Genomic DNA, 12,732 nt, shown 5'->3' with positions numbered 1-12,732 from the left:
GCATTTCTAATTTTTTCAACCTGACTGAGAGGACTGATGATGGTTCTGCGCTCGGAAATTCTGGTGAACAAAAACGTGCTCCCTACCAAAGAACAAGCTCTGCCTGGCCGCGAAACCCCGATCAAGGTGCCGGACGAACATTTCGTCAATAAAAACCCGCTGCTGGGTCCATTCCCGGGCAATGTGGAATTCGCGATTTTCGGCCTGGGTTGTTTCTGGGGTGCAGAACGTCGCTTCTGGCAGCGTGAAGGCGTGTTCAGCACATCCGTGGGCTACGCTGGCGGCTTCACACCAAACCCGACCTATGAAGAAGTCTGCTCGGGCCTGACCGGTCACAGCGAAGTGGTGCTGGTGGTGTACGAACCGGAGAAAGTCAGCTACGAAGAGCTGCTGAAGATGTTCTGGGAACTGCACAACCCGACCCAGGGCATGCGCCAGGGCAACGACATCGGCACTCAATACCGCTCGGTGATCTACGCCACCAACCCGGCACAGCTGGAAGCGGCGAAGAAGAGCGCGCAGGTGTTCCAGGCCGAACTGACCAAGGCCGGCCAAGGCATCATCACCACCGACATCGACGAAGCCCCGACCTTCTACTACGCCGAGGCTTATCACCAGCAGTATCTGGCGAAAAATCCGGAAGGCTATTGCGGCATTGGTGGCACCGGCGTCACCTGCCCGATCTAAATTTCGGACACTGAAAAGCTTCGCGGGCAAGCCTCGCTCCTACGGTCACACCGACCTGTAGGAGCGAGGCTTGCCCGCGAAGGCGTCCGATCAGACGCCAATAATGCAGCAGATCAACTCTCGGCAATCAACCAATCCATCTTCCACCCACCCTGGGTCTGCCCCAATTTCTCGGACAGCCACGGCAGCAACTCACGCAACTCTTCCTCCAGCCCCCACGGCGGATTGGCAATCGCCAGACCGGAACCGTTCAAACTGTTGGGCGTATCCAGCGGATGCACCAGCAACTCCACGCGCAACAATTTCGGTGCACCGGTGCCGGCCAGGTCCTGATAGAAGCGGCGCAATGCACGCTGATCCTTCACCGGGTACCAGATCGCCGCCACGGTTTGCCGCATCCGGCCAATCGCCTCTTTCAACGACGCCGCGCAGCGCTGCATCTCGTCGAGCTTTTCGAACGGCGGGTCGATCAGCATCACCGCCCGTTTTTCCGGCACCGGCAGCAACGCACGCGACACATGCCAGCCTTCGCCCAGGTGTACCTTGACCCGGCGATCACCGGCCATGTTGTCCTTGAGCAGCACGCCGTCTTCCGGGTGCTTCTCGTTGAGCAGCACGCGATCCTGCGGGCGGGTCAGGCGCCGCGCCAACTCCGGCGAACCGGGGTAATAGCGCAACTGGCCATCCGGGTTCATCTCGTGCAGCACTTGCATGTAATCAGCGGTCAGGATCGGCAGATCCGGCTGATCCCACAAACGCGCGATGCCTTCCAGGTACTCACCGGTACGGCTGGCCTGATCGCCCTGAAGGTCATACAGGCCAATGCCGGCGTGCGTATCGAGATAGGCAAACGGCTGCTCCTTGCGCGACATCAGGGCGATGAGGCGGGTCAAGGTCAGGTGTTTGAACACGTCGGCGTGATTGCCGGCATGGAAGGCGTGACGATAATTCATGGCTGCTCCTGCGAAGGCCGGGAAGTTTACCTTTTACCGGCCTGCAAGTCAGGGGTTCGCGGCCGAGCGGCTGGCAATGAAGACGCAACCCTGTAGGAGCCGGCTCAGTCCAGCTCCTCCATCAGATAAGCCAACAATTCAGTTTTCGGTATGGACGGCAGGTCAGGCCCCGCGAGAAAATTCGCGACTTTACAGCGCAACACGCTCTCGGAAAACGCCTCGAAAACGTCCGGCTGCTCTTCGCCCAGCCACTGCACCAGGTTGCTGATCCTGGTTGAATCATCTCCATCACCAAACCGTTGCAGTAGCGTTTCAGGCACCTCCCACCAAGGGAAAACCTTCGTTGCGCCTTGCCCGCCTCCACCGATCTCGACGGCCTGGCCATTGATCCAACACCGCCCGATCACTGGCAGCAGTTGCGCACAATCGACCTCGCCACACTGCAGCATCGGCAGCACATACCGACCATCCCAGAAGCGAAAAAACGCCCTGCTGCCATTGGGCAACGTCACCTGCGTGAGGCTGCGCAAGTGTTCGACCAGCGCCTGTTGGCTCGCCGAAGAAACCGCCAGCCACCCCCAGTCACGAGACGCCGTGGTCGCCACCCATTGCAAAAACTCACTGTCCATAGCGACGGTTGCGACATAGGGCATCACCGCTACCCACCCGGCATAGGCAGTTTCGGACCAGATCGGGCTCGCCATTCTTGCGGAGGTCAAACGGCGCCAGGCTTCGAAGGGTTCGGCGGCACTGGCGCTGCTGAAGATCGCGAACAGTTGTTCCCACGGTTTCGGTGGCTGGCGCTCCAGCCAGACATGAGGTGACAGAAAATCAGACTGCACAGGCACCGTCCTCGCAACATACCTGGCAAAAAGGCGCAGCCCTTTTCAGGTTTAACATCTGCGCCATGCTCAGTGCCACGCCTTGCACAGGTGTGCTCGATGTACCCAGGGCCGGCATCAATGCCCCGCCAACCTCAATGGGTACGCTACTGAAAATCCCTTCCGGCCCAATATTGATCCAGTGCCCGCCCGCCTGAATGGTTGCGTGAGCGCCACCGTCGATCACGATCTGGCTACCGGCATTGATGCGAATCTGCCCACTTGCCTTGACGGTCTGGTTACTGACGCGGATATGCCGGTCACCTTCAACGTACAAGTACTCGTTTTGCCCGACTTGCACGTGCATATCGTGCAGGACCTGCTGATTCCAGTTGCGCTGGGCACGCAGGGAGATTTCCTCGGCGCCTTTGCGATCCTCGATGCGCAATTCGTTGTATCCACCGCCACCGGGGCTGCTCTGGCTGCGGAAAATACTACGGGTTTTGTCCGCAGGCAGGTCCAGCGGCACCGGGGTTGATGTATTGGGCAGGCACCCCATCACCAACGGCTTGTCGGCATCGGCATCGACGAAACCTACCAGTACTTCCATGCCGACCCGCGGAATCAACGCGGCACCGTAACGATCATGCGCCCAGCCAGTGGCAACTCGCAGCCAGCAACTGGAATGTTCGTTCAATGCACCGTCGCGATCCCACATCAACCGGACCTTGACCCGACCGTATTCGTCGCAATGGATTTCACTGTTCTTCGGGCCGGTGACCACGGCGGATTGATAACCGGCTACACGCGGTTTCCTGATCAGCGGTGGGCGGAAGAAAACATCCCACGGCGTTGCCAGAAAGGTATTGCGATAACCCTGGAATTCATTCGGATCGCCACTACCTGCCGACTCTTCAAGTACCTGCGGCTGTCGACCATGGTGTTCGATTTCCGTGAGCAGCCACAGGTCGTTCCATTCCCGTCGAGGGTGCCCGTCGAGTTGCAGCAAGTACCCGCTTATCAATGCGGATTGATCACTGCACCCCTGCACCCGACGGCAATCCATACGGCGACTTTCCAATGCTCGTTGCGCCAGATGCCTGCCGACTTCGGGATCGTTGAATTGCCCGGGAAAACCATAATCCTCCAGCACTGGCAGCTGCTTGCTGTCGAAACGGCTTTCCAGTTCAAGGCGAGGTTTACTGAAGTCATAGTCGCGACGGACTACCGCTGTGGTCCGGGCTTGCAGGGCGACATCGAAACGATTGATCACCGGTGTATCCCCCGCCATACCACTGCCGGGCAAATACAGTATCGACTCCTTCAGATGCAGGAAAACGGTCTGGTCATCGCCAAATACCAGCAGATGACCGTCAGGGCTGTGTCGAAAGTGGTAGTGAATGCCGATCTCTGCGCATAGCCGCTCGATGAACGCCAGGTCGCTTTCCGCGTATTGCACGCAGTATTCGCGCTCAGGGTAATCCGTGCCGAGCTGAAACTTGAAGACATCGCCGAGGATGCCGTGGTCCTTGAGGATTTGCGTGATGATCGCCGGCACGCTTTGGTGTTGGAAAATCCGCTGATTGATGCGCTGGCTCAGATAAGCCAGGCGTGGCACCAGGCTGATCTGGTAGCGCGTCAGGCGCTTGCCGCAATCGCCTTGGCCAATGCGAAATATCTGGCCATGAATACCCGAGCCTTGTGCATCAAAGCTCAGAAACGCCTGACGGTGCAGGAGACTTTCGAGTTCGATGTCCGGCCGCTCGCTGACCAGTTCCAGATCAAAACGGTACGGCTGGCTGATGGCCTCCTTGCCCGTGAACTCAAGCACCTTGAGGTCATGGTCGGAACCTTCGACAGTCAGCGTAAAGCGGGGTTGATTAGCAGGAGCGAACATCCGGTGTGACTCTGCAGATTGGAAGCGGGCGATTCTGCATGAGACGCATGGGGGATGAACGAGGGGCTGGAAAAACAGAAATGCCCTACTCCACTTGAAGTTTTAACCTTCAAAAAACGACTCTTCCGGCTACAGACATTCCCTTCAGTAATGATGTGGTGAGGCGGATGACGCCTTCGCGGGCAAGCCTCGCTCCTACAGGATTGGGTGTGCTCCCGCGACGTTCGGAACGACACAAAACCTGTAGGAGCGAGGCTTGCCCGCGAAGACGGCAGCACAAACACTGGAACACTCACCCCAAACGCAAAAACGGCCCGCCTCCAACAGGAGGCGGGCCGTTTTCGGTCAAGCGCAGGCTTCGAGCAATTCGCTCAACCCATCACTTGTTCAGGCGGTAATCACCTTCAGCCGCGGCGAAGCGCTGCAGCATGCCGGACGTCGGGGCGCCCAGTTTGCTGACGATGTAGATCGCCAGGCTGGCAAACATGAAACCCGGGATGATTTCGTACAGGCCCAGCAGTTGGAAGTGTTTCCAGACGATCACGGTGATCGCGCCGACCAGGATACCGGCCAGTGCGCCGTTGCGGGTCATGTCTTTCCAGATCACGGAGATCAGCACCACCGGACCGAAGGCGGCACCGAAACCGGCCCAAGCGTAGCTGACCAGACCCAGCACGCGGTTTTCCGGGTTGGCAGCCATCGCGATGGCGATCAGGGCAACCAGCAGCACCATGGCTCGGCCGACCCAGACCAGCTCTACTTGGGAAGCCGATTTGCGCAGGAAGGTTTTGTAGAAGTCTTCGGTCAGGGCGCTCGAGCACACCAGCAGTTGGCAGCTCAGGGTGCTCATCACGGCAGCCAGGATGGCCGACAGCAAAACACCGGCGATCCATGGGTTGAACAGGATTTTCGCCAGTTCGATGAACACACGCTCGTGGTTCTCGCTCACCGGCATGGCCACGGCAGGATTGGCCGAGAAATAGGCGATGCCGAAGAAACCGACAGCGACGGTGCCGCCCAGGCACAGGATCATCCAGGTCATGGAGATGCGACGGGCATTGGCAATCGACTTCACCGAATCCGCCGCCATGAAACGCGCCAGGATGTGCGGCTGACCAAAGTAGCCCAAGCCCCAACCCATCAGCGAAATGATGCCGATGAAGGTCGTGCCTTTGAGCATGTCGAAATTGCCTGGATCCTGTGCTTCGATGGCCAGGAACGTGGTGTCGATGCCACCGGTGGCCAGTAGCACGATGATCGGCGTGAGGATCAGGGCGAAAATCATCAGGGTGGCCTGTACGGTGTCAGTCCAGCTCACCGCCAGGAAACCGCCGACGAAGGTGTAGGCAATCGTTGCCGCGGCACCGGCCCACAGTGCCGTCTCGTAGGACATGCCGAAGGTGCTTTCGAACAAACGGGCACCGGCCACGATGCCCGAGGCGCAGTAGATGGTGAAGAACACCAGGATCACCACCGCAGAGATGATCCGCAGCAGGCCGCTTTTGTCTTCGAAACGGCTGGCGAAGTAGTCCGGCAACGTCAGGGCATCACCGTTGTGCTCGGTCTGCACGCGCAGGCGGCCGGCGACGAACAGCCAGTTCAGGTACGCACCGACGATCAGGCCGATGGCAATCCAGCTTTCGGAAAGACCGGACATGTAGATCGCGCCCGGCAGGCCCATCAACAACCAGCCGCTCATGTCGGAAGCGCCGGCGGACAGCGCGGTGACGACGCTGCCCAGGCTGCGACCACCCAGGATGTAATCGGAAAGATTGTTGGTGGAGCGATAGGCCATGAAGCCAATCAGCACCATGGCTGCGATGTAGATCACGAACGTGATCAGGGTTGGATTCGTTACGCTCATTAAGTGACGCCCTGGCTTTGTTTTTATGTAGCGGCGCTGTTGAACCGGCCACAAACGATGACGTTTGACAGACGATTCGGGATCGCGCGCATTTATGACTGATGTTTCCCCAGGAAAGCCATCAGCCGGCTCAACCGCGTCCTAGACGGGTTGCACCTTGTGGCGCGAATGCTAGTCAACAAAGCAAATAAGGTGCAACCCATTTCTTGAGAATCAGTTGCACCCGGATCACTTTCCCGTAACCAGATGTTTTTTACTCCCTTTTAGCGCAGTCCAGACGCTTTTCTAGAAGTAAAAGCGCCAAGCACTGGCGGCACACTCGTACCAGAATTCAATTCCCGACGAGGTGAAGATTATTCCTACAAAAAAAGGGTTGCACCCGGTTGCACCTCCTTCGGCGCACAGCTAATCTTGCCGCCAGCTGATGCCACGCAGTCGTGGCAAACATGAGGATAAAAACATGGCTACCACCACCCTTGGGGTCAAACTCGACGACCCGACCCGCGAACGCCTCAAGGCTGCCGCGACCTCGATTGATCGCACGCCGCACTGGCTGATCAAGCAGGCAATTTTCAATTACCTGGAAAAACTCGAGGGTGGTGCAACCCTGACCGAGCTGAACGGTTTGACCACCGCTGTCGCTGACGACGCAGGTGACGTCCACGTCGATCACGCTCACCAGTGCTTCCTTGAGTTCGCCGAAAGCATCCTGCCGCAATCGGTACTGCGCGCCTCGATCACCGCTGCTTACCGTCGCCCGGAACCGGAAGTGGTGCCGATGCTGATCGAGCAGGCACGCCTGCCGGCACCGATGGCCGAAGCCACCAACAAACTCGCCGCATCCATCGCGGAAAAACTGCGCAACCAGAAGAGCGCCGGCGGCCGTGCCGGTATCGTTCAGGGCCTGTTGCAGGAATTCTCCCTGTCGTCCCAGGAAGGTGTGGCACTGATGTGCCTGGCCGAAGCGCTGTTGCGCATCCCGGACAAAGGCACCCGCGACGCGCTGATCCGCGACAAGATCAGCACCGGCAACTGGCAACCGCACCTGGGCAACAGCCCGTCGCTGTTCGTCAATGCTGCCACGTGGGGCCTGCTGCTTACCGGCAAGCTTGTGTCTACGCACAATGAAGCCGGCCTGACTTCTTCCCTGAGCCGCATCATCGGCAAGAGCGGCGAGCCGATGATCCGCAAGGGCGTCGACATGGCCATGCGCCTGATGGGCGAGCAGTTCGTCACCGGCGAAACCATCGCCGAAGCCCTGGCCAATGCCAGCAAGTTCGAAGCCAAGGGCTTCCGTTATTCCTACGACATGCTCGGTGAAGCCGCACTCACCGAACATGACGCGCAGAAGTACCTGGCCTCGTACGAACAAGCCATCCACTCGATCGGCAAAGCCTCCCACGGCCGTGGGATTTATGAAGGCCCGGGCATCTCCATCAAGCTGTCCGCCTTGCACCCGCGCTACAGCCGCGCCCAGTACGAGCGCGTGATGGACGAGCTGTACCCGCGCCTGCTGTCGCTGACCCTGCTGGCCAAGCAATACGACATCGGCCTGAACATCGACGCCGAAGAAGCCGACCGCCTCGAACTGTCGCTGGATCTGCTGGAGCGCCTGTGCTTCGAGCCGCAACTGACCGGCTGGAACGGCATCGGTTTCGTGATCCAGGCCTACCAGAAGCGTTGCCCGTACGTGATCGACTACGTGATCGACCTGGCTCGCCGCAGCCGTCATCGCCTGATGATCCGCCTGGTGAAAGGCGCGTACTGGGACAGCGAAATCAAGCGCGCCCAGGTCGAAGGCCTGGAAGGCTACCCGGTCTACACCCGCAAGGTGTACACCGACGTTTCCTACATCGCTTGCGCCCGCAAACTGTTGTCGGTACCAGAAGTCATTTATCCGCAGTTCGCCACGCACAACGCCCATACCCTGTCGGCCATTTACCACATCGCCGGTCAGAACTATTACCCGGGTCAGTACGAATTCCAGTGCCTGCACGGCATGGGTGAACCGCTGTACGAGCAGGTTGTAGGCAAAGTCTCCGAGGGCAAGCTGAACCGTCCGTGCCGCGTGTACGCACCGGTCGGCACCCACGAAACCCTGCTGGCGTACCTGGTTCGTCGCTTGCTGGAAAACGGCGCCAACACGTCGTTCGTCAACCGTATCGCCGACCAGTCGATCTCGATTCAGGAACTGGTCGCCGATCCGGTGGCCAGCATCGAGCAAATGGCGACGCTGGAAGGCGGCTTCGGCCTGCCACACCCGCGAATCCCGCTGCCGCGTGACCTGTACGGCTCCGAGCGCGCCAACTCCAGCGGCATCGACATGGCCAACGAGCATCGCCTGGCATCGCTGTCCTGCGCCCTGCTGGCCACTGCGCACAACCACTGGAAAGCCGCGCCGATGCTCGGTTGCGCCTCCAGCACCGAAACGCCGGCACCGGTCTTGAACCCGTCCGATCTGCGTGACGTGGTCGGCCATGTGCAGGAGGCCACCGTCGAAGACGTCGACAACGCCATTCAATGCGCCCTGAATGCCGCACCGATCTGGCAGGCCACCCCGCCAGCCGAGCGTGCCGCAATCCTGGAGCGTGCCGCCGACTTGATGGAAGGCGAGATCCAGCCGCTGATGGGCCTGCTGGCCCGCGAAGCTGGCAAGACGTTCGCCAACGCCATTGCCGAAGTGCGTGAAGCTGTCGACTTCCTGCGTTATTACGCAGTGCAGGCGCGCAACGATTTCACCAACGACGCTCACCGCCCGCTGGGTCCGGTGGTGTGCATCAGCCCGTGGAACTTCCCGCTGGCAATCTTCAGCGGCCAGGTCGCCGCCGCTCTGGCCGCCGGTAACCCGGTGCTGGCCAAGCCTGCGGAACAGACGCCGCTGGTGGCTGCCCAGGCCGTGCGCCTGCTGCTCGAAGCCGGTATTCCGGAAGGCGTGCTGCAACTACTGCCGGGCCGTGGCGAAACCGTCGGTGCCGGCCTGGTCGGCGACGATCGCGTCAAAGGCGTGATGTTCACCGGCTCCACCGAAGTCGCACGCCTGCTGCAACGCAACATCGCCGGTCGCCTGGACAGCCAGGGTCGTCCGATTCCGCTGATCGCCGAAACCGGCGGCCAGAACGCGATGATCGTTGACTCCTCGGCCCTGACCGAACAAGTGGTCATCGACGTCGTATCGTCGGCCTTCGACAGCGCCGGTCAGCGTTGCTCGGCCTTGCGCGTGCTGTGCTTGCAGGAAGATTCCGCCGACCGCGTCATCGAAATGCTCAAGGGCGCGATGGCTGAAAGCCGTCTCGGCAACCCGGAGCGCCTGTCCGTGGACATCGGCCCGGTAATCGACGCCGAAGCCAAGGCCGGCATCGAGAAGCACATCCAGGCCATGCGCGACAAAGGTCGCAACGTGTACCAGGTGGCCATCGCCGACGCCGAAGAAGTCAAACGCGGCACCTTCGTGATGCCGACTTTGATCGAACTGGAAAGCTTCGATGAACTGCAACGGGAAATCTTCGGCCCGGTGCTGCACGTGGTTCGCTACAAGCGCAAGGACATCGATCAACTGATCGCTCAGATCAACGCATCCGGTTACGGCCTGACCCTGGGCGTACACACCCGCATCGACGAGACCATCGCCAAGGTGATCGACACCGTCAACGCCGGTAACGTCTACGTCAACCGCAACATCGTCGGTGCCGTGGTCGGTGTGCAACCGTTCGGCGGCGAAGGCCTGTCGGGTACGGGTCCGAAGGCCGGAGGCCCGCTGTACCTGTACCGCCTGTTGTCGACGCGTCCTACCGATGCCATCGAACAATCCTTCGCTCGCGGTGATGCTGCCGTGGCACCGGACGTGCGCCTGCGTGACGCCATGAGCAAGCCGCTCAACGCTCTGAAAGCCTGGGCCGACAACAACAAGTTCGCCGACCTGAGCACCCTGTGCGTGCAGTTCGCCGCGCAATCGCAAAGCGGTGTGACCCGCGTACTGGCCGGCCCGACCGGCGAGCGCAACAGCTATGCGATCCTGCCGCGCGAGCACGTACTGTGCCTGGCGGAAGTCGAAGGTGACCTGCTGACCCAGCTGGCGGCGGTACTGGCCGTTGGCGGTTCGGCGGTCTGGCCGGAAGCTGAACTGAGCAAGGCGCTGTTCGCACGCCTGCCGAAGGAGATTCAGACACGCATCAAGCTGGTGTCCGACTGGAACAAGGACGAGGTGGTGTTTGATGCCGTGCTGCATCACGGCCATTCCGACCAGTTGCGCGCGGTCTGCCAGCAAGTGGCCAAGCGTGCCGGCGCGATCGTGGGTGTGCAGGGTCTGTCACAAGGTGAATCCAACATTGCGCTGGAACGCCTGGTGATTGAGCGCGCGCTGAGCGTTAACACGGCGGCGGCGGGTGGTAATGCGAGCTTGATGACCATCGGTTAAACCGCAATAAGAACGGGCAACCGCAATGGCTGCCCGGTCTGCAATATCCCCTGTGGGAGCGAGCCTGCTCGCGAAAGCGGTTCATCATCCAACATTAATTTTGGATGTGCCGGCCTCTTCGCGAGCAGGCTCGCTCCCACATTTGATTAGCGCTAGCCGCACCCTACCATCACCCTCATCAATCATCCTGTTCAGCCTCTATTCCCACGCCTAGACTCGGCCCCTTCCAATAAAAGGTAGGCCGCCATGTCCGAGACGCTGCTCAGTTCCCGCAATCTGGCTTTCGAGCTGTATGAAGTCCTTGATGCCGAAGGCCTGACCCAGCGTGAGCGGTTTGCCGAGCACAACCGCGAAACCTTCGATGCCGCCATCGGCACCGCCCGCAGCATCGCCGAGAAATTTTTCGCGCCGCATAACCGCAAGGGTGACGAGAACGAACCGCGCTATGAGGACGGTCAGGCGATTCTGATTCCGGAAGTGAAACCGGCGGTGGACGCCTTCCTCGAAGCCGGTTTCCTCAATGCCGCGCGCAGTTTCGATGCCGGTGGCATGCAGCTCCCTACATTGCTGTCCCAAGCCTGCTTCGCGCATTTTCAATCGGCCAACGCGGCGTCGACCTCTTACCCGTTCCTGACCATGGGCGCGGCGAACCTGATCGAAAGCTTCGGCACCGAGGAGCAGAAACGTCGCTTCCTGCAACCGATGATCGACGGGCGTTTCTTCGGCACCATGGCCCTGACCGAACCCCACGCGGGTTCATCGTTGTCGGATATTCGTACCCGCGCCGAGCCTGCGGCCGACGGCACTTATCGACTCAAGGGCAACAAGATTTTCATCTCCGGCGGCGATCACCCACTGTCGGAAAACATCGTGCACATGGTCCTGGCCAAGTTGCCGGATGCGCCGGCCGGGGTGAAGGGTATTTCGCTGTTTATCGTGCCCAAGTTCCTGGTCAACGATGACGGCAGCCTGGGCAAGCGCAATGACGTGCTGTTGGCCGGGCTGTTCCACAAGATGGGCTGGCGCGGTACCACGTCCACCGCGCTGAACTTCGGCGATAACGGTGAATGCGTCGGCTATCTGGTGGGCAAGGCACACCATGGCTTGAGCTACATGTTCCAGATGATGAACGAGGCGCGGATCGGCGTCGGCATGGGCGCGGTGATGCTCGGTTACGCAGGCTATCTGTACTCGCTGGAATACGCACGTTTACGTCCGCAAGGTCGTGTGCCGGACAGCAAGGACCCGAACACCGCACCGGTGGCGATCATCCAGCACGCCGACGTCAAACGCATGCTGCTGACCCAGAAAGCCTACGTCGAAGGCTCGTTCGACCTTGGCCTGTATGCCGCGCGACTGTTCGACGATACCACCACCCTCGGGATCGAAGCCGAACGCAAACAGGCCCACGAGCTGCTGGATTTGCTGACGCCGATCGTCAAATCCTGGCCGTCGGAGTTCTGCCTGAAGGCCAACGAACTGGCGATCCAGATCCTCGGCGGCCACGGTTACACCCGCGAATACCCGGTGGAGCAGTACTACCGCGACAATCGCCTGAACCCGATCCATGAAGGCACCCACGGCATTCAGTCGCTGGACCTGCTGGGTCGCAAATTGGCGCAGAACGGCGGTGCGGGACTCAAGCAACTGATCCGCCTGATCGCCGACACCGCCGAACGTGCCCAGGCCCATGAATCGCTTGCCGCCCTGCGTGAACCACTGGAAAAACTGGTGGCGCGACTGCAAACCGTGACCATTGGTCTGCTGACCGATCTGGCGCAGGGCAAGGTCAACAGCAGTCTGGCGAATTCTGCGCTGTACCTGAAAGTCTTCGGCCACACGGTGATTGGCTGGCGCTGGCTGGAACAGGCGATCCGAGCCGAGGAAGGATTGGCCAAGGGCAATGCGGCGGATGTGGGTTTCTATAAAGGCAAGTTGCAGGCGGCGCGTTATTTCCTGACCTGGGAAATTCCGGGATGCCACCATGAACTGGCGATTCTTGAGGCGCGGGATGATGTTTGCCTGGGCATGCAGGATGAGTGGTTCTGACCATAGCCTTTCGGTGCTGCTGAAAACCAATCGCGGGCAAGCCCGCT

General features: G+C 60.2%; 7 protein-coding genes. 3 read left to right on the top strand and 4 right to left on the bottom strand.

Annotation, left to right across the window (positions count from 1 at the left end; translation table 11 throughout):
• Positions 1-39 precede the first annotated feature (39 nt).
• The gene (gene msrA, locus LAB08_RS02090) at positions 40-687 is read left to right on the top strand and encodes a peptide-methionine (S)-S-oxide reductase MsrA (protein ID WP_096515587.1); all 648 of its coding nucleotides are present in this window, start codon (positions 40-42) and stop codon (positions 685-687) included.
• 113 nt (positions 688-800) lie between these two features.
• Here the strand turns inward: msrA and LAB08_RS02085 are convergent, their stop codons facing one another.
• The 4 genes from LAB08_RS02085 to putP all read right to left on the bottom strand — a co-directional run bounded on the left by LAB08_RS02085 (position 801) and on the right by putP (position 6,222).
• Positions 801-1,640 carry a 23S rRNA (adenine(2030)-N(6))-methyltransferase RlmJ gene (locus tag LAB08_RS02085; RefSeq protein WP_096513753.1) on the bottom strand — a complete coding sequence of 280 codons (840 nt, stop codon included), beginning with the start codon at positions 1,638-1,640 and terminating at the stop codon, positions 801-803.
• Between the two features lie 104 nt (positions 1,641-1,744).
• Positions 1,745-2,482 carry a DUF4123 domain-containing protein gene (locus LAB08_RS02080; RefSeq protein ID WP_096513754.1) on the bottom strand — a complete coding sequence of 246 codons (738 nt, stop codon included), beginning with the start codon at positions 2,480-2,482 and terminating at the stop codon, positions 1,745-1,747.
• Positions 2,472-4,358, bottom strand: a complete 1,887-nt coding sequence (locus LAB08_RS02075; RefSeq protein ID WP_096513755.1) for a type VI secretion system Vgr family protein — start codon at positions 4,356-4,358, stop codon at positions 2,472-2,474. Before LAB08_RS02075 ends, LAB08_RS02080 begins: the two co-directional genes overlap by 11 nt.
• 379 nt (positions 4,359-4,737) lie before the next feature.
• Positions 4,738-6,222, bottom strand: a complete 1,485-nt coding sequence (gene putP, locus LAB08_RS02070; RefSeq protein WP_096513756.1) for a sodium/proline symporter PutP — start codon at positions 6,220-6,222, stop codon at positions 4,738-4,740.
• 460 nt (positions 6,223-6,682) lie between these two features.
• Between putP and putA the strand changes: the two genes are divergently transcribed.
• Both putA and LAB08_RS02060 read left to right on the top strand, forming a co-directional pair.
• Positions 6,683-10,636 carry a trifunctional transcriptional regulator/proline dehydrogenase/L-glutamate gamma-semialdehyde dehydrogenase gene (putA, locus tag LAB08_RS02065; RefSeq protein ID WP_096513757.1) on the top strand — a complete coding sequence of 1,318 codons (3,954 nt, stop codon included), beginning with the start codon at positions 6,683-6,685 and terminating at the stop codon, positions 10,634-10,636.
• A 246-nt stretch (positions 10,637-10,882) separates the two neighbouring features.
• Positions 10,883-12,685: an acyl-CoA dehydrogenase gene (locus LAB08_RS02060; RefSeq protein ID WP_096513758.1), complete on the top strand. Its 1,803-nt coding sequence runs from the start codon at positions 10,883-10,885 to the stop codon at positions 12,683-12,685.
• The last annotated feature ends 47 nt before the right edge of the window (positions 12,686-12,732 follow it).

The sequence above is a fragment of the Pseudomonas izuensis genome (assembly GCF_002356535.2).
GTDB classification, from domain to species: Bacteria; Pseudomonadota; Gammaproteobacteria; order Pseudomonadales; family Pseudomonadaceae; genus Aquipseudomonas; species Aquipseudomonas izuensis.
This window is presented reverse-complemented; position numbering and strand designations above follow the sequence as displayed.